Genomic DNA, 22,719 nt, shown 5'->3' with positions numbered 1-22,719 from the left:
GGCGCCACTCCCCGGCAAGGCTGGCGCGGGCAGCCCGGCGGCGACCACGTCGCCGGGCAACACGGGCCGCAGGCGGGCGGGTTGCGCACATCCCGCCGGCGGGTAGAGGGCCTCTCGCGCCGCATGCCGGCGTCGCCTGAAACCCTCCGCCACCCTCACGCGACCAGCCGGGGCTGGATCTCCGCAGCCAGGAAAAGGCCGAGCTCCTGCGCGATCCGCCGGGCAAGAGCCGACGTGTCGAGCAAGGCGGGCATGCGGGCCCAGTGGTTGAGCTCGCCGCAATAATCCGAACGGCCGCGGCACCGGCGGAACAGGATCTCACCACCGCCAAAGCCGCTGATCGAGACCTGGAGATAGAGCTCCTCGGCGTGGAGGATGACCTCGCCGGAAACCGCAGGCCCACCCTCGCATACGCGGATGTCGAAGCTCTTCGCCGGCAGTTGCAGGTCGCCCGCGAGCCGTTTCAGCGCACGCCGGGCCTCGGTGTGGAAGGTGCGCTTGGCATCGGCGTCGTAGGAGACGCCGCGGGCTGCGAGTAGCACCAGGAGGGGCGTACGCGCGATCTCAGCGAGTGCATCGCCGCAGAGCGATCGGAGTGCGGGGCGGTCTGGCATCTTTATCGTCGCGACGCTTCCGAGATGCTGCGCGAGCAGCACCACGGCAGGATCGGTCTCGAACGGCTTGCCCGCATTGCTGCAGTCCTTGGCGGCTGCCTGGAGGGCATGAAGGCACGTGGCGATAGTGTCGAGGCCGCTCGGATCGAGCGCCTGCGAGAAGCGATAGCCGACGTCGTAGGTCATGGGAATTGCTCCGGTCGAATGCCGCCGTGGCGCCGCATCTGGCGCGTCGATGGCGGCAATGTGGGGGTGGGATCAGGCGGCGAGCCGCTCGGCCTCTTGCGCTTGCCCGCGTGCCTGGGAGGCGAGCAGGAAGGCGCTGGCTTCCTCGGCCTTGGCAGCGGCGGTCAGGATCGCGCGGCTGTCGGTTTTCAGCACCTTGAGCCAGGAAGCGAGGTAGCTCGCATGATCGTCGAGATGATCGACCGGCAGCCCGAGCTCGGCGCCGATCATCGCCGCGGTGAGTTCCGCGACGAGCTCTTCCATCGCATAGGCGTCGCTGCCGAAGCGATTGCCGAGCGTGCGATCGAGCCGGCTGGCGTGCCCGGTCCAGTGCGCCATCTCGTGTGCGAGCGTTGCCCGGTAATGGTCGCGACTGCGGAACGCCGCGATCTCCGGCATCGTGATCTCGTCGGTCGACGGCATGTAATAGGCCTCGCCGCCACCGTGGCGAAGCCGGGCCGGCACGGCGGCGAACCAGGCGTCGAGCGCGCCGTCGCGCTCGTTGAGCTCGGGCAGGGGCATCGTCACGGGCAGGAACCGTTCGGGAAGCCGATCGATCTGGTCGACGTTGAAGACGGTGAAGCTCTTGAGCACGCGGCGGGCTTCATCCTCGCGCTCGCCCGTGCCCGGGTTCTCGACCTCCTTGGTGTAGCTCTTGTAGAAGATCGCCAGCGTACCGCGCTCGCCCTTGCGGACCTGGCCGCCGAGCAGCTGGGCCTGATGGTAGGTCATCCACGTGGGGGAAGCGAAGCCGCGCGCCTGTGCCGCCATCCACAGCCAGATGACATTGGCACCGCGATACGGCGTGCCGCAGACGCGCAAGGGTCGAGAAACCGGGCCACCGGCCCAAGGCTGCCGCCACGGGCGGACGCCCGCCTCGAGGCGTTCGATGATGGCTCGGGTGATCGTCTCGGCGGGGTTGGCCGGGACCTTGTCTGATCGATACTGGCGCATGGCGCGTCTCCCTCTGACGAGCCGGGATCGGCTCGCCCCGGCGCCAGCCGCCTTTCCTCTTGCCGAAGGCGGACAGGAGAAAGGGGCGACCTCGCCGGCGAGGTCGCCCCGGACGTTCTACAGGTAAGAGGTTCAGGCGGCGGCGCGCGGCGCTGCGGGATTTCCGATGCCGCCTGGCTCCTCGACGCATGCAGCATCGACGATCTCGGGATCCGTCGCGGCGCCGGTCGCCGCGTCGGGATCACCGGTGGGCGAGGCGAAGCGCATCGCTGCGGGAAGCCAGGCGCGCGCGACCTCCTTGGTCCCGACCTCACCGATGAAATCGCCTGCGCAGATGCGCTCGCACGTAGCGGCGAGGTCAGCCTTCTTGGCGGCGCCGTATCGCGCGGCGAGCGCCGGTCCGTCGATCTGATCGAGTGCCTCGAACATCACCGGCTTGGTGACCTTGTCGAAGAAGTTGGTAGCGGTGGGACGCCACCAGGCTGCGACGTCGACCCCGAGCACGTGCCCGAGATGATCGTGGAACCGGCACGCACTCGCGCCCGTCCCGCCGACGCTGGCCTCGAGCGATGCTGCGACCGCGTGACCCAGCCACGCCGCCCGCTGCTCCGGGTCGAGCGCGCGGAAGGCGTCGAAGCGCGCCTCGACCTGGTCGTGCCCGGCCCAGCTGCGATCGAGCCGCTCCTCGGCTTCGGCCCGCGCGATCGTCGCGGCCGCCCCAGGCGTGCGGAAGCCGATGACCGGCTCCTGGGGCGGACGAGCGCTCAGCGTCGAGCCGTAGCGGTCCGTCCGGTGACCGGAGAGGCGATCGACCATCAGGAAGATGGTGAGATCGAGTGCGAAGTCCGGCTCGGCCGCGACATGAACGGCCAGGATGTCGCGCCGCTGGATCGCGAGTTCATCGGTCAGTCGCTGGGAGAGGCCGATGGTGCGGGGTGAAGGTGTGTCGACGCCGTCACCCGGCGTTTCGCCGTCTTCGCTGTCGCTGGAGACGGGGCAATCGGCATACAGGGTCTGGTGCAGTTTGGGCTGGCCATCGGGGCCGAGCACCAGGAACGCGCCGATGGTCGGACGAAGGTCGTCGCCCAGCACCGGCGGCTTGTCGGTGATCGCCTCGAGCGCCTTGTCGAGCGCTTCGAGCTTCGCTTCGGCGGCGGCGCGATCTTCCTCGCTGCTGGCCTCATCTTCCAGCACGCCGACCTGGTCCGCCGCCTGCGCTTCCAGCTCGGCGACCTGCCGCTGCTCGTCGTCGCTGAGCTCAGCTGCTTCGAGTTCAACGCGCGTCAAACCCTCGGTCTGCTGCCAGTCGACGTAGCGGTCGAGCGTCGGGCGCACCCAGGCGAAGCCGGTTTCGGCCGCCAGCGCTTCAGCGGCCTCTTCCATCCTTTCGTTGGCGAGCCGCTCGAGAATGGCGATGTCGAGCCATCGGGTCGAGGCATCGTCGGCGAACAGGTCACGGTCGATCCGGCCACCCGCCGCAAGATAGGCATCCTCGCCGACGAGCCGCGCGCGCGCATCGCTCGCCGACACGGTGGCCTGTGTCATCATGCGCCGCACGCTGTCGGGATGCGCGCCGCCGTAGCCGCGGCTCATCTGGTCGAAGACATGCGCCTGACGCTCGCGGTCGGGCGTCGAGCCATAAGCCTTGGCGACATCGAGCGTGATCTCGCCATCGGCAAGCGCCTGGAAGACGACCGGAGCGAGGCTGGCGAGGCGCAGCCGGCCTTCGACGAAGCGGACGGTGACGCCGAAGCGACGCGCAATGCCCTCGACGTCCGAGCCCTGCTCGATGAAGTGCTGGAAAGCGAGGCATTCGTCGGCGGGATTGAGGGCGAGCTTCTGGAAGTTCTCGGCGAGGCTCGCTTCCGAGACGGCACTGCCGAGGTCGTCGAGCACGAGGCAGGGCACCGCGACGTCGGCCGCGAGCATGCCCGCGTCGGCCAGCGCCTTAAGCGCGGCGTGCCGGCGTCCGCCCGCTTCGACCGCGAAGGTGCCGCGAGGCTTCTTGTTGGCGGTGACGATCAGATTCTGCAGCAGGCCGCGCGCCTCGATGTCGGCGCGCAGCTGCGCGTCCGCCGCCTCGTCGCTCCGTCGCCGGACGTTGCGCATGGAGGGAATGAGCTTGTTGAGCGGGATGGTCTGGATCATGGGTCAGGCTCCATGAGCCCTGGCGCCCGATTGCGCCCGAGGCTCACCCGCCCGGCGCCTGCCTTTCCTCTCTCCTGTGGCTCAGGCGAAGAGCCGCGTCAGCCGATCGTCTTGTGTCGCTGCGAGAGGGTTCAGGACCGTAACGCCGCGCCAGGTGAAGCCGCTGCTCATGTCCTCGGATAGGAGGAGCGTGCAGCCCGCCTCGGCCGCGGCATTGAGGATCAGCGCGTCCCAGAACTGAAGCTGGTGCGCCGCGACAAGATCCAGTGCCGAGTGGAGTGCCGATGCCGCGCTGTCTGCGGTGCCGAAGGCTTCGGTCATCCGCAGCACCGTCGTACGCGCGTCGCTGCGGCTGGCGCCGGCGCGGGTGAGCACGACGAACAGCTCGCCCATGACCTGGACCGGGACGACCAGCGAGGCGCGTCCGCGCAGGCACTTCAGCAGCGTGCGGCTCGCGTCGATCTTGGCGGCATCATCCGCGTGACGGTCGACGCCGGCGACATAAGCGAGGATGTTGGTGTCGAGCGCGACGCGGCTCACTCGTAGAGGTCCGCGCGGCTCCAGCTGGCCAGTGACCGCCGCGGCAGCGTCTCGACGTGCGCGAGCAGAGCATCGATCGCGGGCGCCTGCCGGTCGAGATCGTCGACAGGGACCATCTTGGCGACGGGGCGTCCGCGCGAGGTCACGACGAAGGTCTCGCCGTCCTGCACCTCGCGCAGCAGTTCGGAAAAGCGCTGGTTGGCATCGCTGGCGGTGATCGCGCGTTCCATGTCGAAGCCTTTCTAGTGGCAGCACCTAAATAGGTCGTAAGGTGGCGCGTGTCGAGCATGGCGGCGATCAGGCGGCCAGCGCCGGCAGGATCGCGTTTGCGCGGTCGAGCGGGACGAAGAGCCGGGTCTGATACCGGATGATCTCGGTAAAGCAGCCAAGCGCCTTGTATTCGGGCAGGCGGCCCGGCTCGAAGCCGGCGAGTTCGAGCCGCCGTTCGCCGCCCACGAGCGCACGCTTGAGCGTCAGGCCGGCAAGGCCGGGCAGCGCGCAGGCGCGCCCCGTGTCGAGTACAGCATTCGCGATCAGCGCCGGATCGAGTGCGCGATCGAGATCGAGCCCGAGCCGTCGGCCGAGTTCTGGCAGCGCCAATACGGGGACCTCACGGCCGAGAAGCGATTGGCCGGTCTGATCGACGATGCGGAGAACCTGGACATGATCATTTGGCAGGACGTTCCAGATCGGCAGCAGAAGCCCGGTTGCGAGGTAGAGCGTTTCGGTCGAGGTGGAGGCGAGCGCCTCTTCCATCTCCTCATGCCAGGCGCGCTCGAAGGCTTGGGGGCTTGCCTCGGTCCAGCTCGTCTCCCCGAACCGATCGGCTGCGACATGCTCGCGCTTCATGGGCCTGACGAGTTCGTATCGTCGCTGCAGCTGGCCATCCTCGGTGAGCAGGCTGCGCCCGTCACGACACACCGCCGCACGTCCGGACCGTGTGTTGACGAGCAGGCGACCCCGCCCGTCCTCGGCCAAGCGTCGAGCGGACGCGAGCGTAAGCGGGCGCGGCCGGCGGGTCAGCGCCAGCTCCAGCAGGTGGGTTTCGGCGCCGCTCGAGGGATCGGTGCGCAGCAGCGTGTCACAGACGATCCGGATGTCCTCGACCGGCAGCGTCTCGACGCCCAGGTCGAGCGTGCCGGCTTCTCGTGCCGCATCGACCCGCGCCTCGACCAGTCCGAGATACTCGTCGAAGATGGCGTTCTGCAGCGCGATCGGGAACGCCAGGAGCCGGTTGAGCCAGCGTTGGATGGGCGGCAGGTCTTCGCGGAGGCCGCCGCCTTCTGCCTCAAGGCCCAGACCAGATCGCTCCTGGAAGTCCTTCAGCGTGATCGACTGGAGCTTGGCGGCGTAGAGCAGGCGGTACCAGGCGAGCAGCGCATCCTTGGCGTAGCTGCTCTCGAGGTTGTCGGCCGGGTTGAAGAGGTTCTGCCCGCCGGTCTGGCGCTGCCCCCGCGTCAGGGCACCCAGTGTGTCGAGCCGCCGGGCGATGGTCGAGATGAAGCGTCGCTCGCCGCGTACATCGGTGGTCACCGGTCGGAACAGCGGTGCCGATGCTTGTGCGCTGCGATGCGTACGGCCGAGGCCCTGGATCGCGGCGTCGGCGCGCCAGCCAGGCTCGAGGAGGTAGTGGATACGGCGCGCCTGATTCTTCGCGTGCACGCAGGCATGATAGCTGCGGCCGGTTCCACCGGCGTCGCTGAAGACGAGCAGCTTCTTGGCGCCGTCCATGAACGCCTGCGCTTCGGTGAGATTCGCTCGCTGGCTGCGGCGCTCGATCCGCTGCGCGCCGTCCGAGCCGACCACCAGCCGGCGAGTGCGTCCAGTGACTTCGGCAACCGCGTCGACACCGAAGCGCTCGATGATGGCGTCGAGAGCGGTCGCGATCGGCGGTAAGGCGCAAAGCTGCTCCACCAGAGCGTCCCGCGCGGCCTCGGCCTCGCGGCAATGGACCGGGTTACCTTGGTCGTCGCACATCGGCTCGGAGCGGGTATTTCCGTCCGGATCGGTGAAGACGCGCATCTGCCGGATCGGGAATGCGCCGAGCAGATAGTCGATGACATATTCGCGCGGCGACAGGTCGATCTCGAGGCTTTCCCGCTCCTCGGGGGTGAGTTCGGCGAGCCGGCGACCGAGCATCGCCTCGGCGGTCGAGACGAGCTGGACGACCACCGCGTCCCCGCGGCCGAGATCCTGCTCGATCGCGGGCAGCAGGCTCGGAAGCTTCGCCGACAGGAGCAGTTGCGCGAAGAAGCGCTGCTTGACGCTCTCGAACCTCGAGAGCGCTGCTGATTTCGCGTTGGCGTTGAGCGTGGAGCCGGTGACGCTGTCGACGACGCGGGTCGCCTCGAGTGCGGCGGTCAGGTTGCGGTGGATGATCGCCCAGGCGTCCGCATAGGCGTCGTAAGTCCCGATCTGTTCTGGCGTGAGCTGGTGCTCGAGCAGATCATATTCAACACCGGCAAAGGACAGCGCGCGGGCAGTGTAGAGACCGAGCGCCTTGAGGTCCCGCGCGACGAGTTCCATCGCGGCGATGCCGCCTTGCCGCACGCCCGACACGAAGGCCTCGCGGTCGGCAAAGGCGGTGCCCTGACCCCATAGGCCGAGCCGTGTCGCATAGCTCAGGTTGGCGACGTCGGAGGCGCCGGTCGCCGAGACGTATAGGACGCGAGCGCGCGGCAGAAGGTTCTGAAGGCGCAGGCCCGCGACGCCCTGTTCCGAGCCCTTGACCCGACCGCGCGAGCCTTCGCCGCCGGCAGCATTGGCGAGCGCGTGAGCTTCGTCGAAGGCGATTACGCCGTCAAAGCTATCGCCTGCCCAGTCGAGGATCTGCCGCAGCCGGGTCGCATCCTCGCGGCCCGACCGCAATGTCGGGTAAGTGACGAAGAGGACGCCGGCGTCCAGCGTGATCGCGGTCCCGAGCTTCCACGCTGAGAGCGGCTGGACGTCTAAGGCGACGCCGCCGACCGCCGTCCAGTCGCGACGGGCATCCTCGAGCAGTGCCTCGTTCTTGCTGAACCAGATATGGCGACGACGTCCTCGGAGCCATTGGTCGAGGATGATGCCGGCGACCTGGCGGCCCTTGCCGGCGCCTGTCCCGTCGCCAAGATAGAAGCCTTGGGCATAGGCGTTGCCCTGCTCAGTGGGCTCGAGCGCTCCGCCCTCGTCCTTGGCCACGAAAAGTCCAGGCAGATCGCGCTCGAACGCGGCACCGGCATAGACGAGGGTCTCGAGCTGTGCGGCGGAGAGGATGCCGTCGGCTACGGTCCGGGCGGGGAGCAGCGGAACATGATTAGCCTTGGGCGCTGCGATCGAGCCCATCGCCAGGGACTCGACCAGCGGCGTCGGATGTTCTGCCGCGCCGGGCAGCTGCAGGCGGCTCGCTCGCCATGGCAGATAGATACCGGCAGGATCGCCGGCAGGTGCGGGCTCGTCCAACACCGACACGCTGACCGGTTCGGGCGCCGACCGATCGGCGCGCCCGGGTGCGGGAACCGGTGCCGCGGGTCGAGGCCCCGTCGCCCTGCCGAACAGCGACAGCCGACGTGGGGCGGAGAGCCCCGGCCGCACCGGTGTCGTGGCGCAGGCATCAAGCAGGGGCAGCGCCAGCACGCGGCCCAAGAGGTCAGGCAGGTCGAAGACCTCGCAGGAAGCTGCAGGTGCGGGTCCCGCTAGTCGATCGCAGATGATCAGGCGCACGGCGACGCCGGTCCCGTGCCTGGCATAGATGCCGCGTGGCAGCATCGCATCCAGCCGGATGGTGACGTCAGAGGAGAGGCGGCTGACATCAAGGCGGGGTGGCAGCAGCGCGACGAGCCGGCCACCGGGTCGCAGCCGCCGGACCGCGGCGCGCACATGGCGTTCGGCCGCGTGGCGGTCCTCGCCGCGACCGGTCGAGCGCGCGAACGGCGGGTTCATCAGGACTCTGTCGGCGATCAGATGCGGTGCAAGCAGGTCGTCGATCAGTTCGGCATCGTGGCCGGTGAGCGCGTCACCTGGAAAAGCTTCGGCAAGGCAGGCCTGGCGGTCCGTGTCGATCTCGTTGAGCAGCAGCCGGGCAGTTGGCGGCGAGGCCCACACGAGCATGCCGGTGCCGGCGGAGGGCTCAAGCACCGTCGTGCCCTGTCGTATCGCTGCGGCCTGAGCCATGATCCAGGCGAGCGGGGCAGGGGTCGAGAACTGCTGGAGCGCGAGCTGGTCATCGGTGCGGATGCTCTGAATCGGCAGCTTGGCCGCAATTCCTTGAACGAAGGCCAGGACGGCGTGAGCCCCGTCATGGGGAAGCGGCTGCGATCGGAGATACAATACCTGCGCGAGCTCGAGTGCGTCATAAGCATGACGCATCGACCAGCCGGAAGCTGCCTGGCTTTGCCCCGTGGCGTCGCTGAACAAGGTGCGCAGGAGGCGAGCGTCGATCGCTTCTCCGGCGTCGAGGAACGCGAGCAGGCGCCGGGCGACGTGGACGATTGGATGCGGGGCGACAGCGAGGTTTCGAACGGCAGCAGGCATGACAGGATCTCCGCCCCGGCCGGCTCGATCGCCGTCACGCGGGCATCACCTGCCGTCCCTCTTTCCTCTCAGCCTCGGCGCTGACTTGGCGTTTCCGCCGCAGGACATCGTTCCAGTCCTCGCCCTGTGAAGCAGGCATGCGGGAAGCAATACAGAGAGTCGGAAAGGCTTCGCGAGCGAGCCGTTCGGCGCGGTGGCCACCGTCGTCATGGTCGAGGAAAAGGACGAGCCGCTCGACGTGAGACGGCAGCGCGACGCGGCGGAAGCGCTCGGTCCCGAGTGTCGCCCAGACCGGCACGCTGAAGAGGGTTTGCGCAGACAAAGCCGTCTCGATCCCCTCGGCAAGGCCGAGCGTGCATGCCGCTGGTGCCAGCCTGACAAGCCCGGTGCCGAGCCGTCCAAGCGCAGCCTTGGCGGGTTGACGATCGGACAGCTGCCCATCGTTGGTCAGGAAGGTTCGGTGGACCGCCACCAGGCCGGTCTCGTCGCACACTGCTGCGATCAGGGCAGGCACGAAGCGGGTGAGCGGCGAGCGACCCTGCGGGGTACGCGGGTGGAACCGCAGGGCAGACGTCGCCGCCAGTCCGCGCCGCCGGAGATAATCTGCACCGGGCGTGTCTAGGATCGGTCGTGCTTCCGACCAAAGACGCGCAGCCAGAGGGACGCCTCGCGCCTTGTCGTCCGGCGGCTCGCGATCGGTCCACCCGGTTGTGGTCGGTAGGTTCAAGCGGCGGAGAGCGCAGAGCACGTCCTCCGTCCGGCAACCGGCAAAGCAGTGGAAGAGCAGCCGGCGGCGACCTGGTCGAACGCTGAGCGAGGGGCTGCGGTCGGGATGAGCGGGACAGCGGCACAAACCGCCGCGCGCCGTCCAGTGGCCGCCAAGCGCTTCAACGATGGTCCGGCCATCTGGGAACGCGCTGTCGAACCGGTGATCGTGCAAGGTCATGGGCATCTCGCATCCTGGTTGCGTGCCCCGCACCGCCGCCTGTCCTCTGCTGCCGCGGCGCTTTCCTACACCATCATGTTCGCATTATGTTCCGATTCGAGGAAGAGGGTATTTGCTTGATGCGAGACGATGATGATCCGATCCCTTCTCCTGGCGGTAACCGTGGCGGTTGCCAGCCAGTCCTGTCCGGCTGTGGCGCAGACACATGACGAGGCACTGATCTCCGCGAGTTTCAGTCTCGTCGAGCATCGTATCGGCACCTCGGCACCAGATTCGGTTCTCCCAGAGCAACCCGGCCTCGCTCCGGCTAATGGCAAGCCGCGAAGCGTGCTCCAGCCGATGCCTTCCCAAGCAGGCTTTGCACGCCCGGCTGGTCGCGAAAAGTTTCTGACGTTCGTTCGTGCAGCGGAGCTTCGGCACGCGCTGCCCGAAGGGCTGCTCGACGCCCTAGTTGCAGTGGAGTCTGCCTATCGCCCGGACATCGTCAGTCGGGCGGGTGCGATGGGACTTGCGCAGTTGATGCCGGCAACGGCGCGCTCGCTCGGCGTCTTCGAACCTTTCGATCCGCGCGCCAATATCGATGGTGGCGCCCGCTTCCTTCGGGCCATGCTCGATCGCTTCGGATCGGTCGCTCTCGCACTTGCAGCCTACAATGCAGGTCCTAGGGCGGTGATCCGTGCCGGCGGCATTCCAGGGAATGCCGAGACTCCCGGCTACGTTCAGAAAGTCCTTGCGCTGTGGCGCATGGCGCCCCGCTGATGGATTGCGCTCGGCGGCAGGGATCAGGCGCCATGCTCGACCAAGTACGCGGCGACGCGGGCATGGACGAGACGGCGGGGCCGGCGCCCGGCGCGCAGGTCGAACACGAAGCGCGGATCATGCACCACGATGCGGCCGAACCGCGTTGCGCTGAGGCCGACCCGGACCAGGAACGCCTCGATGCGGGGCAGGAGATCTCCGTCCATCGGTAACGACTCGCTTTACTGTGTTCTCCATATGTTCTATATCGCGCGCCAGGAGCGATAGGAAATACCCTATGATGGTCCCGACGATCGAACATCCGCGTGAGGCGCTCCAGCGCCTGATCGACGAGAACAAGGAAGAGTATGCGGCGCTGTCGCGGCTGATCGGCCGCAATCCCGCGTACATTCAGCAGTTCATCAAGCGTGGCACGCCCAAGCGCCTCGCCGAGGAGGACCGGCGCAGGCTAGCTGCGTATTTCGGCGTCAAGGAGACGCTGCTCGGGGGCGCCGAGGAGTGGGAGAAGCCGACGCTCCAGCAGGTGCCGGTGCTCGACGTCTATGCTTCGGCAGGGTTCGGCGCCGCCGACTTCGGAGAGGCACGACGCACCTCGATCGGGTTCGACCCGCGCTGGCTCCGTGCGCGGACGAGGGGGTCGGCCGATGCGCTGTCGATCATCCAGGTGAAGGGCGACTCCATGGCGCCCACCCTTGCCGATGGCGATGACGTGCTCGTTGATCGCAAGGACGGAGTAGGGCGCCTTCGCGACGGCATCTACGTGTTGCGGCTCGACGACAGCCTGATGGTCAAGCGGCTCGCCCGCCAGCCGTCGGGCAGGGGCATCTCGATCAGGAGCGACAATCCCGATTATCCCAGCTGGCAGAACATTGAGCTCAGCCGCATCGACATTGTCGGTCGGGTGCTGTGGTTCGGCCGAACGCTGAGTTGAACGATGCGGTCGTGCGAGGGCCAAATCATGAAGCAGATGAGCCTGCACGTCGTCGGCGCGAACCACGCAAACGCTGACGGTGGCAATCGGCGCTTTGAGATCCTGCTCTGCGTTCCCGGCGAGGCCGTCGACCTTGTCTCTGAGCCCAAGAACCCCGCTGACCCAAACGCGATCGCAGTGTTCAGCTGCCGCGGGGTTCAGATTGGCTACCTGACCGCTGACCGGGCGCCGTGGATTGGCGGCATGCTGCGCAACGGCCGTCCGGTCGCTGCAATCTTTCAGACAGCGACGCCCCGCGGCGCTGCAATCCGCGTGGGCTTCGACGGTGACGAGCCCCTTCTGCCCCCGGTTGCACCGGCTCCGCTCTCGCCTGCGCCGCTGACGGACCTCGAGTTTTGGCCAGACGAGATCTACCCTGATGAGTGACCGCGACATTCATACTCACGTCGAAAAGGAACTCCTGCCCAGAGATCCAGCCGTTTCGCCTGACTTGCTCATTTTAGATGAGGCATGGGCAATTGCGGTCGATCTGCGCGCCGATCTTGGAATTGTTGAGGCGGTCGCGTGGGCCGACGCCTACCTGGATGAAGTCCGGCGACGGGAGAGTGCCTCTGCTGTGGCGCGTTGGGCGGTGGTAATCAGCGCGTTGGAGGAGCTGCAGCTGGCGAGCGTGCATTAAGTTTGCCTGAGCCTTAGGGCGGCTCCTGCAAAGCCGCTTTCTGGCTAGGCGCGACAGAGTTGATGCCGCCGGTCTGAGCCGTTCGGTAGAGCTAAATCGCGCCGCAGTTAGGTTCAATGGACGCTATGCCCTACCCCGGCCGTCCGGCGCCGAAACAACAGGCGATCAGCGCGCAAGGAGTATAGCACTGATAGGATCAATCGGGGTCGAATGCCGTCAGAATGGGGCAGGGGCCTTCCGAGCCTGAACCACATTCGTGCGCAAGCCGCTGGAGCGAGGCTTGCACGCGTTTCAGCTCATGGATCTTCGCATCCAGCGCCGCGATCCGCTCGTTGGCAAGCTGTCGTGCCCTGGCGCGATCGTCGGTTGCGTCCAGCGCCACCAACTCCTCGATCTGTTGCAAAGTGAAGCCGGCGGCCTGTGCCGATCGAATAAACCGAAGCCGGCGAACATCGTCCGCCGTGTAGCGGCGAATACCGCCGCTTGAGCCTGAGCCTCCGGGCCTTTTCGGCGTCTCCAGCAAGCCTCTGCGCTGATAATAGCGCACCGTCTCCACGCCGACGCCGCCCTCGCGCGCGAGCCCTGCAATTGTCACTTCGGCCATGCCTTGACTCCGTACCATAGTACGGCCCCCATATAGGCGTCGCGAACATGGTGGAGAAGAACATGGCGACCGCGGCGCCCAAGAAGGCAACGATCTACCGCATGGTGATGCCGACGCACACCTGCCCCTACGGCCTCAAGGCAAAGGACCTGCTTAGGCGCGAAGGGTACGACGTCGAAGACCATTGGCTGCGCACGCGCGAGGAAACCGACGCGTTCAAGACGGAGCACGGGGTCAAAACGACGCCACAGACCTTCATCGGTGGCGAGCGGGTTGGAGGCTATGACGATCTGCGCCGCTTCTTCGGCAAAACGGTCCGCGACCCCAAGGCGGTGACTTATCGGCCGGTGATCGCGGTATTCGCGTTGACGGCGCTGATGGCGCTTGCGGCCAGCTATGCCGTGTTCAGCACACCATTCACCGTGCGCGCGGGTGAGTGGTTCATCGCCTTCTCGATGTGCGTGCTCGCCATGCTCAAGCTCCAGAACGTCGAGAGCTTTTCGAGCATGTTCCTGAATTACGACCTGCTCGCCAAACGCTGGGTGCCCTACTCCTATATCTATCCTTACGCGGAAGGAGCTGCGGGCGTGCTAATGGCAGCGGGCATGCTGACCTGGCTGTCAGTGCCGATCGCGCTGTTCATCGGAACGATCGGCGCGATTTCGGTCATCAAGGCGGTCTACATCGACAAGCGCGAACTCAAATGTGCGTGCGTGGGCGGTGACAGCAACGTCCCCTTGGGCTTCCTCTCGCTGACCGAGAACGTGATGATGGTGGTCATGGCGATCTGGATGGTGTCGGGCATCGCGCATTGATCTGGCGCGGTAGGCCGGCGCACCCTAGAAAGCAGCATGAGCTTCGGCCGCCTCTTCCGCGTGTTTGCGCTGACCCTGCTGGGCGCGATGCTGCTCATTCGTATGGGGCCGATGTGCGAGGCTATGGCACAGGCAGCTCCGCTTGCGGAAACGCACGCCGCGATGGCCGATTGTGATCGCACGCCGGCCATACCCGCAAAGAAGGTTCCACCGGCCGCCTGCACCGGTGCGTGCATCGCCACGGCCCTCGATGTCCACGCGTCTCCGGCGACGCAGTTCGCGGCGCGGACAGATCTGCTCGCACCCGAGCATCCTGCTCTCGATGGCCGATCGGGCGGCCCTGCGCCGCCACCTCCTCGAACCGCCTGATCGACAGGGATTTCGATCACACAGTGCATTCGAGGACAATCAGATATGAAGACCATCAAGTTCATCGGCGCGGCAGTCGCGCTCGCGCTCGTTCCGGCCACGGCCTTTGCCGCCGCTGATTGCTGCGCGGGGAAGGATTGCTGCAAGGACGGCGCCGACTGCTGCAAAGACAAGGACGGCGCGAACAAGGATTGCTGCGCCGACATGAAGGACATGAAGCACGGCGAGCATACCGGTCACGACATGTCGGATATGCAAAAGAAGTAAGATAACGGGTGGGGGTGCCTGGTGGTGCCCCCCCTAGAACGCGTCAGGGTAGTGGCGGCGGAAGCCGTTGAGGCGCACCGCTTAGCCTCCGTGATGCGCGAAAACACGGCGGCCTGCCGGACCGAACGCGATGACGTCATAGGGTTGGGCCTTCATGCCCGGCATTTCCATGCCGGGTGAGCCCATCGGCATGCCGGCGACTGCGAGGCCAGTGACGCCCTTCGGATGCGACGCCAATGCGCGCTTCATGTCCGCGATCGGAACGTGGCCCTCGAAGGCCATGCCGTCGATCACTGCGGTGTGACACGAGGCGAGGTCTGCGGGTACGCCCCGCGCCTTCATAAAGGCTGGGCGGTTCGCATCATCGATGACACGCACGCCGCGGCCAAACTGCGCCTTCACCTGCTGCGCCCACTTCTCGCAGCACGGGCAACCCGGATCACGATGCATCAGCACCGGTTCTGCGGCGAGCGCCCCGATGGGAGTACCGAAAGCCAGCGCGGCAGCGAGAAGGCGGATGCGATCCATAGCTTAATTCCTAGGTGGCCGTCCCCCCGCATTCTGGCGGGGGGAGGGACGAGAGTCGATTACTGGGCGCGCTTGCCATGCGCTCGCAACCAGGCGTTCAGCTCGCCGACTTCCTTGGTCTGCTCGGCGATCGTCTTCGTGGCCATCTGGCGAACCTTGGGGTCCTTGGTTTCGCGGAGTACGATGCGCGACATAGCGATGCCACCACGGTGGTGCTCGACCATCTTGCGGACCCAAGTCTCGGTCGCGTCGGCACCCATCGCCGACATCATCTTCTGATGCATGTCCATCTCGGCCGCCGGGTACGGGTTCGCCGGCGTGGGCTGCATCATCTGCCCATGGTTCATGCCCTGCATCTGGGCGACCGCGGGGGCCGCGCCGAGGGCGGCCGCGACGGCCATAATCATCATCTTCTTCATCGTGTCGCTCCTGCGTCAAAGCCCCCGCTCAACAGGGATACGGCCCCGGCGAATTTAGCCCTCAGGCGATGCTGCGCTCAGCGGATCGGCTGAAGCGTGTTGATGCCGACGCTTTCGTCCGTTTCGGGGGGCGGCGGGGCCACCTGTTTGTCGCGATAGGAGGGAAGGTCGGGTGCATTGTCGGGCGTGGGATGCGCCTCGAGCCGGGCGATGTAGCGCTTCATCTGCGTGATTTCGCGAACCTGGGCATCAATGATGCCATCCGCCAGCTTTCGCACCTCCGGATCTTTGATGTGCGCACGCTCGCTGGTCATGATCGCGATCGAATGATGCGGGATCATGGCCTTCATATAGGCAACGTCGCCCACAGTCTCCTGACTGCGGACCAGCCATAGAGCGCCGGCGAAGACGACAACGGCGCCGACGACGATGCCGAGGTTGGCGCGCCGGTTGGGGTACATGCCCCACATGAAGCCGATCATGATGAGCGCCATCACCGCTCCCATGACGATCGCCATCCATGTCCTCGTCTGGCTGTATTCGACATGGCTCAGCGCATAGGTGTTGAGATACATGAGGCCAAACATCACGACCGTCGAGGTCGCGATCATCGCGGCGAAGCGCCCGTAGCTCATGCCCATACCGCCGCCCTGTTTGGCGTGGGGGTCGTCGTGGTCCATCATGCGCTCTCCTGTGCAGGCCCACCCACTCAGGATACGCGGCTCGCTAGCGAGGCCCTTGCGCTTTTCTGCGCCGGCGACGGGGCCAGCGCAGGAAGAGCAGGATCGCGCCGGCAACGCCGAACACCAGCCCGCCCGCTGCGAACGCGTTGAGCCACGGCGTGTTGAACCGTTCGTGCTCGGTCCAATCCATGATGTGGAGGCCCCAGAAGAAGTCGTAGAGCCGCCACGTGCCGGTGCGCACCGATGTCAGCCGTCCCGTCTCGGCCGCCACGTAGATGCGGGTCCCGTCGGGATCGGCGAAGGAAACTCGCCAGGCGGGGAGGGCAGCGCGGTACTCGGTGCTCGGGCGCTCGATGCGCTCGACGACGGGTGCCGAACCTGCGTCGCCGCGGTAGGCCTGCCGCGCGATCAGCGCTGCGGTCGCGCCGTCGACCGGCGGCAACGGCTCTGCGGAGCGTGCGTCCAGCAAGCGCACCTTGCCGTTGCCGAGCTGGGCTTCGACGACCGGCCGTCCCAGCAGCATCCGGTGCTGAAGCTGACGCACCGGCGCCCCCGCCGACGCGAGAAGGGCAGGGACGGGCGCGAAGTCCTGGGTTGCGATCAGGGCGGGTTCGACGTTCCGATCAATCCGGTGATCGCCATGCACCGTGTCGATCGGCAGCAGGCTCATGACCAGCCCGCTGGTGAACCAGACGATGACCTGGGCGCCGATCAGGAGCGCAAGCCAGCGATGGACCTTGCTCGCCCCGACATGGAGGCGAAGCCGCGGGCTCAGAACCAGGTCCTCACGCCCGCGACGAAGCTGAAGCCACCGGTGCTGTCGCCGCGCGCACGGGTGAACCGTGCGGTGTCGCCAAACTGCCGCTCCCACGACACGCCGATATAGGGCGCGAACTCGCGACGGCCCTCATAGCGGAGCCTGAAGCCGGCTTCCAAATCTGTCAGTCCGGAGCCCGTCCCTGTCTCGGGCACGTCCTGCGCGGAGAAGTTGGCCTCAACCCGGGGCTGGAGGACGAAGTAGTTGGTGATGCGCTGGTCGTAATAGCCTTCGGCGCGAGCGAGCACGTCGCCCTTGTCGGAGAGAAACAGCGCGCCTTCGACCTCGAACCAGTAGGGCGCCAGCCCTTCGATACCGATCGTCGCGTAGGTGCGTGAGGGATTGGGCTTGAAGTCGTAGCGGACGCCCGCCTGGAGGTTCCAATAGGGATCGAGGGCATGGCTGTAGAGGGCCTGTACCTCCGCACTCTCCAGCGGCTTGCCGAAGCTCCCTTCGCCCTCGGACTTCAGCCACAGGCGATCGATGTCACCCCCGACCCATGCCTCGCCGTCCCAGCGATAGCCGTCACGGCCTTTGCGCGCCTGATACTCGGCCAGGTTGAACAGCACTTGGTAGTAGGTCATGCCCCCGTGCTCACGACGCAGGTCGTCCTCGCGCGAGTCCGCCATCGCTTTGGCGCCCCAATAGCGGTCCGCGAGATGGTCCCCGGCCGGCGCGGGCGCGGGCTTGTTGCCCGGCTTGAGGTCGGTGCCCGTCGGTGCCGGGGACATGCCCGGCATCGACGTCATGTCGTGCTGCATCGTCTGGCCCGGGGCCATGGTCATGCCCGACATCCCGTTCATGTCGTGGCCGCTGTGCTCGGTCGTTGGCGAAGCCGGCGCCGGGTTCATGCCGGGCATAGCGGACATGTCATGGCCCGCATGGGGATCGGCAGCGGGAGCCTGACCCATGCTCATTCCCGGCATATTCATGCCCGACATGTCGTGCCCGGCGTGCGGATCGACCACGGGTCGAGCGGCACGCCTGACAGGTGCCTTCCGAGCCGGTGCCTTCCGAGCTGCGGGCGTTTTCGCGGCCGGCTTCGCTTTCGCGGGCATCTTCATTCCGGGCATGCTCATGCCGGGCATCATGGAATGGTCCATGCTTTGCCCGAACGCGGGCGCGGCGAGGCCGAACGACGCCAGGCCGGCGAGAAGGAGCGCCCGCGTCATGCTGCCGCTCCTTCGACCTTACGGACCTGGACGACGCGCATCATGCCGGCATGCATGTGGTATAGCATGTGACAGTGAAAGGCCCAGTCTCCTTCCTCGCCGGTCACGTCCCAGCTCACCGTGCCGCCCGGCTGCACCAGCACCGTATGCTTGCGGGGAGCGTGGTCGCCCTTTCCCGTCACGAGGTCGAAGAAGTGACCGTGGATATGGATCGGATGCCCCATCATGGTGTCGTTGATGAGCGTCACCCGGACCCGCTCGCCATGCAGCAAGGTAATCGGGTCGGGGTTCTCCGACAGCTTCTCGCCATCGAAGCCCCACATGTAGCGCTCCATATTGCCGGTGAGGTGAAGCTTGATCTCCCGCTCCGGCGCGCGCGTGTCGGGATTGCGGTCCAGCGCCACTAGGTCGCGGTAGGTAAGAACCCGGTGCCCGACGTTTTCGAGGCCCTGGCCGGGGTCGCCGGTACGATCGACGGGCATGGCTGAAATGGTCTGCACGCCCGGCCCCTTCTTGACCTCGGGTGCCTTCGAGAAGTCCCGCATGTTCATGGCACCCATGTCCATGCCGGCCATGTCCATCCCGCCCATTTGGGCGCTGTTCATCCCGGGCATTGAGCCGGAGCCGTGATCCATCCCGGCCATGGCATCACCTTGGGTCTGGCCGTGGTTCATGCCCGCCATGCCGCCCGCTGCGGCGCCGGCCGCGCCATGGTTCATCTGGGAATGATCCATCCTCGCCATCGCGTCGGCCCCCGCGCCATGGTTCATTGCGCTGTGGTCCATGCCGGTCATGGAGGTGCCGGTCGCGCCGCCCATGGCCCCGTGGTCCATCGAACCGTGATCCATGCCGCCCATGCCCATGTCCTTCATGGTAGCGAGCGGACGTTTTCGCAGCGGCGGGATCTCGGCCGCCATGCCCTCGCGAGGTGCGAGCGTCGCCCGCGCCATGCCGGAACGGTCGACGCTCTCTCCGACCAGCGTATAGGCGCGCAGGTCGGGCGGGGTGACGATCGCGTCATAGGTTTCGGCCGGGCCGAACTGGAACTCGTCAATCTCGACCGGGCGCACGTTCAGGCCGTCGGCCGCGACGATCGTCATCGGCAGACCGGGAATGCGGACGTTGAAGGTCGTCATCGACGACGCGTTGATGAAGCGAAGCCGCACCCGCTCGCCCGGTTTGAACAGGGCGGTCCAGTTGTCCTTCGGACCGTGCCCGTTGACCAGGTAGGTGTAGGTCGAGGCGGTCACATCGGCGACATCGGCCGGGTCCATCCGCATCTTGCCCCACATCAGCCGCTCCTTGAGGGACTGATCCTTGCCGGCGAGGAGGCCGGAGAGGGTCTGGCGCTGGCGGTTGAAGTAGCCCGACTCCTTCTTCAGCCGGTCGAACAGGTAGTGCGGATGCTGGAAGCTATGATCGGACAGCACGATCACGTGCTCCCGGTCGAACTGAACGGGGTCCGCGTTCTTCGGATCGATTACGATGGGGCCGTAGTGCCCCTCCTGCTCCTGAAGCCCCGAGTGGCTGTGATACCAGTAGGTGCCGCTCTGGATGATCGGGAAGTCGTAGGTGAACGTTGATCGGGCCGGGATGCCGGGGAAGGCGATGCCGGGCACGCCATCCATTTGGAAGGGCAGCAGCAGCCCGTGCCAGTGGATCGAGGTTTCCTCGTCCAGCTCGTTGACGACATGCAGGCGCACGTTCTGGCCTTCGCGCAGGCGGATGAGAGGCGCAGGGACCGTTCCATTGATGCCGATGGCGTGGCTCTGCCGCCCGTCGATCATCATCATCTGATGCGCGACCCGGAGCGTGATGTCCTCGCCCGAAACCCTGGGTAGCGGCTTGGCGATGCCGGCAGAAACGGACTGTGCCCATGCCGGCATATAGGCCGACAAGGCGAGGCCGCCTCCTGCCAGACTGGCACCGCGCAGCACCTGGCGGCGGTCGAGAACGTGCGACATGCAAGCTCCTAAGGATGTTGGCCGTGAAGGGCCGTCGTCCTTTCTACGCGGCCGGTCCGCCCACCCCTCAGCGGGGTCCGAGTTTTTCGAGCAACCGCGCACGCGCGCGATAGAGGCGGGTTTCGACCGCCTTCTGGCTGATCCCCAGCACCTCGGCCGTCTCGGCCTGGCTCAGGCCTTCGATGGTGCGCAGCACCAGCGGCTCCTTCAGGTTCGCCGGCAGGGTCGATATGGCGCGGGTCACGCGGTCGAGTTCCTGACGGTCGCCTGCCGCGTCGTCGATCGGCGCCTGCTCGTCGACGATGCTCTGAACCTGCTCGTCGTTCGGCAGCGCGAACGACAGAAAGCGGCGCACGGCGCGCTTGCGTGCCCAGTCCCGGCATTTGTTGATGGCGATGGTCGTGAGCCACGCCTGCATCGAGCGATTGGGGTCGTAGCGCGGCAACGCCTGATGGGCGGCCACGAACGCTTCCTGCGTCACGTCCAGCGCGTCGTCGGCATCGCCGAGAAAGGCGCGCGAGAGCCGAAACATCGGCTGCCGGTAACGGCGCACGATCTCGGCGAAAGCGGCTTGTCGGCCGGCGATGCTGAGCGTCGCCAGTTCGCCATCCGACAGCGCGGTCCAATCGAGGCTCACCCCTGGCCGTCGGTGAGCGCCTTCACCACCGCATCATCGAATTGAGAGGTCTGATCGGGCCGGAGCAGCTGACGCATGGCGAAGATGTGCGCCAGCGTCGCCTTCTGCAGCTCGCCCATCGCAGCATGGCTCTGATCGACCGCAGCCGCGACCCGCGGACCGTTGCCGTGTTCGGTCTCGATCGCCTCGGCAAGGTGGGCGTTGGCGGCGCGCAGCTCCAGCTCGAGCGCGCGGCGCTGCACCGCGAACCGGTCCTCCAGAACCTTCAATCGGGCCTGCTGGTCGGCATCAAGCGCCAGCCTATGGTGCAGCACTTCATGCAGCGCCGCGCCCGGCTGCTTCGGCTGGGGCAGCAACATCCGCCCGATGAAGACGCCCCCGATCGCTGCCAGAAAGGCAAGCAAGGCGCACAGGACAATCCGCTTGGTCGAGGTCATGGTTCGCCGATCAGCAACGCGGAAGGTGCAAGCGGGGAGGCTCCGCCGAGCGGGGCGAGCGACACAGCGGGGCTTGCCGTCGCGGGCAGCTCGGCCCCCACGATCCCGATGCCGAGCGCTGCGGCGGTTATCACACCGATCCCGAGCCCAGCCCCACGCACTGCGGGGCGGCTGCCGATCCGCGCAAGGATCCGGTCCTCGATGCTCTCCAACGCGGCCGGGGCGGGCGCGCCAGCCAGTCGGGCTAATGCTTTGTTGAGATCGTCCATGCTTTCCACTCCGCCCCTCTACCATCGGATACGCAGCGCTGCCCATCATCCCTCACCGGCCAGGCTGAGGGGTTGGACGATGCGCCGCGTAGAAGTGGGCACGTACCCCGTCGGAGTATCCCATGCGTCCTCTCGCCCTTTCTGCCGCCCTTGCTCTCCTGAGCCTCGCCAGCGCGGCCCAGGCTCACCCGAAGCTCGTCTCGGCCTCGCCCGCGCCCAGCTCGACCGTCGCCAAGCCGGCGCGTGTCGCCTTGCAGTTCAGCGAGCGACTGATGCCTAAATTCTCCGGCGCGGACCTGATGATGACCGGCCATGGCGGCACCACGCACCCGCCAATGAAGGTTTCAGCCACCGCACAGGTGGCAGCCGATGGCCGAACGCTGGTCATCGTGCCCAAGTCGCCGCTCGGCGCGGGTCGCTATAGCGTCGCCTGGCATGTCGTCTCGGCCGACACGCACCGGGTTTCCGGCAACTTCGCCTTCGCGGTGAAGTGAGGTGGACGCCGACTGGCCGCTGATCGCAATCCGCTTCGCGCTCTATGGGACGCTAAGCGGGCTGTTCGGCCTGTCGGCATTCAGCCTTTTTGGGCTCAAGGCGGGGGAACGCGCGGACGCGCTTGCCTTGCGCCCGTGGCTGGTCGGGAGCGGCCTCCTCGGCCTCCTGTTCTCCGGCATCGCGCTCGCCCTGCTCGCGGCGGCGATGGCCGGTGCGCCGGCGTGGCCGATCGATCGCGAGGCCATCGGAATGCTGCTCACAGGCTCTGCGACGGGCGCAGCTTGGGAGGCGCGCATGGTCGCGCTGGTAGTCGCGTCGGTCCTTGCGCTGATAGCGGCGGGCCGTGTCGTCCCGCTCGGCCTGATTGCGTTCGCTGCGGGGATCGCGCTTGCGACGCTTGCTTGGACGGGTCACGGCGCAATGGACGACGGTGCGATCGGCTGGGTGCATCTGGTGGCCGATGTTCTTCACCTGCTCGCCGGGGGTGCTTGGGTGGGGGCGCTGCTCGGGCTTATGCTTCTGGCCACCCGACCTGTCAGTCGGGTGAACGAAGCCCATCTCCGGCTCACCCATCGGGCACTGCACGGGTTCGGCACGGTCGGCACGATCCTGGTCGGCACGATCGTCGTGACGGGTCTGGTGAATGGCTGGCTATTAGTCGGTCCTGGCAACCTGCCGAAGCTGGCCGTCACGCTCTACGGCCAGTTCCTGATCGCCAAGCTCACGCTATTTGGCGCCATGCTCGCCTTGGCATCGCTGAACCGGTTTCGCCTCACGCCCGCCTTCGAGCGGTCGATCGAAGCGGCCGATCACCGGGGAGCGCTTGGCGCGCTACGGCGCAGCCTTGCGGTCGAGGCCGCCTGTGCGGTCATGATCCTGGCGCTGGTCGCCTGGCTGGGGACGCTCGAACCGCCCGCATCGGGGATGTGAGGGCGGGC

At 66.8% G+C, this 22,719-nt stretch carries 26 protein-coding genes; 8 read left to right on the top strand and 18 right to left on the bottom strand.

Going from position 1 to position 22,719, the window contains the following annotated elements:
- Window positions 1–155: 155 nt before the first annotated feature.
- From BM360_RS11805 to BM360_RS11775, 7 genes are all read right to left on the bottom strand, one after another.
- Window positions 156–800 carry a hypothetical protein gene (locus BM360_RS11805; protein WP_093314863.1) on the bottom strand — a complete coding sequence of 215 codons (645 nt, stop codon included), beginning with the start codon at window positions 798–800 and terminating at the stop codon, window positions 156–158.
- Window positions 801–872: 72 nt separating this feature from the next.
- Entirely contained in the window at window positions 873–1,793 is a 921-nt protein-coding gene (locus BM360_RS11800) for an ArdC family protein (protein ID WP_093314861.1), read from the bottom strand.
- Between the two features lie 132 nt (window positions 1,794–1,925).
- On the bottom strand, window positions 1,926–3,941 hold the full coding sequence (locus BM360_RS11795) for a ParB/RepB/Spo0J family partition protein (protein WP_093314859.1): 2,016 nt from the start codon (window positions 3,939–3,941) through the stop codon (window positions 1,926–1,928).
- A gap of 81 nt (window positions 3,942–4,022) precedes the next feature.
- Window positions 4,023–4,481, bottom strand: a complete 459-nt coding sequence (locus tag BM360_RS11790; RefSeq protein WP_093314857.1) for a PIN domain-containing protein — start codon at window positions 4,479–4,481, stop codon at window positions 4,023–4,025.
- The gene (locus BM360_RS11785; RefSeq protein ID WP_093314855.1) at window positions 4,478–4,711 is read right to left on the bottom strand and encodes a type II toxin-antitoxin system Phd/YefM family antitoxin; all 234 of its coding nucleotides are present in this window, start codon (window positions 4,709–4,711) and stop codon (window positions 4,478–4,480) included. Before BM360_RS11785 ends, BM360_RS11790 begins: the two co-directional genes overlap by 4 nt.
- A 67-nt stretch (window positions 4,712–4,778) precedes the next feature.
- Window positions 4,779–8,990, bottom strand: coding sequence for a strawberry notch-like NTP hydrolase domain-containing protein (locus BM360_RS11780; protein ID WP_093314853.1), 4,212 nt, complete (start codon window positions 8,988–8,990; stop codon window positions 4,779–4,781).
- 34 nt (window positions 8,991–9,024) lie between these two features.
- Complete coding sequence (locus BM360_RS11775) at window positions 9,025–9,936, bottom strand: DUF7146 domain-containing protein (protein ID WP_242653458.1); 912 nt, start codon at window positions 9,934–9,936, stop codon at window positions 9,025–9,027.
- A gap of 129 nt (window positions 9,937–10,065) precedes the next feature.
- Here BM360_RS11775 and BM360_RS11770 point away from each other — a divergent pair, with 129 nt between their 5' ends.
- Window positions 10,066–10,695, top strand: a complete 630-nt coding sequence (locus BM360_RS11770; RefSeq protein ID WP_093314849.1) for a lytic transglycosylase domain-containing protein — start codon at window positions 10,066–10,068, stop codon at window positions 10,693–10,695.
- A gap of 23 nt (window positions 10,696–10,718) precedes the next feature.
- Here BM360_RS11770 and BM360_RS11765 read toward each other — a convergent pair whose 3' ends face one another.
- Window positions 10,719–10,901, bottom strand: a complete 183-nt coding sequence (locus BM360_RS11765) for a hypothetical protein (RefSeq protein ID WP_093314847.1) — start codon at window positions 10,899–10,901, stop codon at window positions 10,719–10,721.
- 71 nt (window positions 10,902–10,972) lie between these two features.
- On the opposite strand from BM360_RS11765, the gene BM360_RS11760 reads away from it, so the two are divergent.
- From BM360_RS11760 to BM360_RS11750, 3 genes are read left to right on the top strand one after another with little or no spacing between them, the layout of a single operon-like run.
- A complete protein-coding gene (locus tag BM360_RS11760; RefSeq protein WP_479725488.1) occupies window positions 10,973–11,626 on the top strand; it encodes a S24 family peptidase in 654 nt (217 codons plus the stop codon).
- A gap of 27 nt (window positions 11,627–11,653) precedes the next feature.
- Window positions 11,654–12,052: an HIRAN domain-containing protein gene (locus tag BM360_RS11755; RefSeq protein WP_093316011.1), complete on the top strand. Its 399-nt coding sequence runs from the start codon at window positions 11,654–11,656 to the stop codon at window positions 12,050–12,052.
- The gene (locus BM360_RS11750; protein WP_093314845.1) at window positions 12,045–12,305 is read left to right on the top strand and encodes a hypothetical protein; all 261 of its coding nucleotides are present in this window, start codon (window positions 12,045–12,047) and stop codon (window positions 12,303–12,305) included. Before BM360_RS11755 ends, BM360_RS11750 begins: the two co-directional genes overlap by 8 nt.
- A 196-nt stretch (window positions 12,306–12,501) precedes the next feature.
- Here the strand turns inward: BM360_RS11750 and BM360_RS11745 are convergent, their stop codons facing one another.
- On the bottom strand, window positions 12,502–12,909 hold the full coding sequence (locus tag BM360_RS11745) for a MerR family transcriptional regulator (RefSeq protein ID WP_093314843.1): 408 nt from the start codon (window positions 12,907–12,909) through the stop codon (window positions 12,502–12,504).
- A 62-nt stretch (window positions 12,910–12,971) separates the two neighbouring features.
- On the opposite strand from BM360_RS11745, the gene BM360_RS11740 reads away from it, so the two are divergent.
- The gene (locus BM360_RS11740) at window positions 12,972–13,724 is read left to right on the top strand and encodes a MauE/DoxX family redox-associated membrane protein (RefSeq protein ID WP_093316010.1); all 753 of its coding nucleotides are present in this window, start codon (window positions 12,972–12,974) and stop codon (window positions 13,722–13,724) included.
- Window positions 13,725–14,138: 414 nt separating this feature from the next.
- Entirely contained in the window at window positions 14,139–14,360 is a 222-nt protein-coding gene (locus tag BM360_RS11730; protein ID WP_093314839.1) for a hypothetical protein, read from the top strand.
- Between the two features lie 81 nt (window positions 14,361–14,441).
- Here BM360_RS11730 and BM360_RS11725 read toward each other — a convergent pair whose 3' ends face one another.
- The 9 genes from BM360_RS11725 to BM360_RS11685 all read right to left on the bottom strand — a co-directional run bounded on the left by BM360_RS11725 (window position 14,442) and on the right by BM360_RS11685 (window position 21,286).
- Entirely contained in the window at window positions 14,442–14,888 is a 447-nt protein-coding gene (locus BM360_RS11725; protein WP_242653457.1) for a DUF411 domain-containing protein, read from the bottom strand.
- Window positions 14,889–14,947: 59 nt separating this feature from the next.
- Window positions 14,948–15,307 (bottom strand): DUF305 domain-containing protein, encoded by a 360-nt coding sequence (locus BM360_RS11720; protein ID WP_093314837.1) that lies wholly within the window; start codon window positions 15,305–15,307, stop codon window positions 14,948–14,950.
- 77 nt (window positions 15,308–15,384) lie between these two features.
- Window positions 15,385–15,990, bottom strand: coding sequence for a DUF305 domain-containing protein (locus BM360_RS11715; RefSeq protein WP_242653456.1), 606 nt, complete (start codon window positions 15,988–15,990; stop codon window positions 15,385–15,387).
- Between the two features lie 43 nt (window positions 15,991–16,033).
- On the bottom strand, window positions 16,034–16,765 hold the full coding sequence (locus BM360_RS11710; RefSeq protein WP_278247451.1) for a PepSY domain-containing protein: 732 nt from the start codon (window positions 16,763–16,765) through the stop codon (window positions 16,034–16,036).
- Window positions 16,762–17,979, bottom strand: coding sequence for a copper resistance protein B (locus BM360_RS11705; RefSeq protein ID WP_093314835.1), 1,218 nt, complete (start codon window positions 17,977–17,979; stop codon window positions 16,762–16,764). Before BM360_RS11705 ends, BM360_RS11710 begins: the two co-directional genes overlap by 4 nt.
- On the bottom strand, window positions 17,976–19,943 hold the full coding sequence (locus tag BM360_RS11700) for a copper resistance system multicopper oxidase (protein WP_093314833.1): 1,968 nt from the start codon (window positions 19,941–19,943) through the stop codon (window positions 17,976–17,978). The genes BM360_RS11705 and BM360_RS11700 overlap by 4 nt, the downstream gene beginning before the upstream one ends.
- A gap of 67 nt (window positions 19,944–20,010) precedes the next feature.
- On the bottom strand, window positions 20,011–20,580 hold the full coding sequence (locus tag BM360_RS11695) for an RNA polymerase sigma factor (RefSeq protein WP_093314831.1): 570 nt from the start codon (window positions 20,578–20,580) through the stop codon (window positions 20,011–20,013).
- Window positions 20,577–21,017, bottom strand: a complete 441-nt coding sequence (locus BM360_RS11690; protein WP_093314829.1) for a periplasmic heavy metal sensor — start codon at window positions 21,015–21,017, stop codon at window positions 20,577–20,579. Before BM360_RS11690 ends, BM360_RS11695 begins: the two co-directional genes overlap by 4 nt.
- Window positions 21,014–21,286: a hypothetical protein gene (locus BM360_RS11685; RefSeq protein WP_093314827.1), complete on the bottom strand. Its 273-nt coding sequence runs from the start codon at window positions 21,284–21,286 to the stop codon at window positions 21,014–21,016. Before BM360_RS11685 ends, BM360_RS11690 begins: the two co-directional genes overlap by 4 nt.
- A 122-nt stretch (window positions 21,287–21,408) precedes the next feature.
- Between BM360_RS11685 and copC the strand changes: the two genes are divergently transcribed.
- Both copC and copD read left to right on the top strand, forming a co-directional pair.
- Window positions 21,409–21,780 (top strand): copper homeostasis periplasmic binding protein CopC, encoded by a 372-nt coding sequence (copC, locus tag BM360_RS11680; RefSeq protein WP_093314825.1) that lies wholly within the window; start codon window positions 21,409–21,411, stop codon window positions 21,778–21,780.
- Window position 21,781: 1 nt separating this feature from the next.
- Complete coding sequence (copD, locus tag BM360_RS11675) at window positions 21,782–22,711, top strand: copper homeostasis membrane protein CopD (RefSeq protein ID WP_093314823.1); 930 nt, start codon at window positions 21,782–21,784, stop codon at window positions 22,709–22,711.
- Window positions 22,712–22,719 lie beyond the last annotated feature (8 nt).

This window comes from Sphingomonas jatrophae, from assembly GCF_900113315.1.
Classification (GTDB): Bacteria; Pseudomonadota; Alphaproteobacteria; order Sphingomonadales; family Sphingomonadaceae; genus Sphingomonas_P; species Sphingomonas_P jatrophae.
This window is presented reverse-complemented; position numbering and strand designations above follow the sequence as displayed.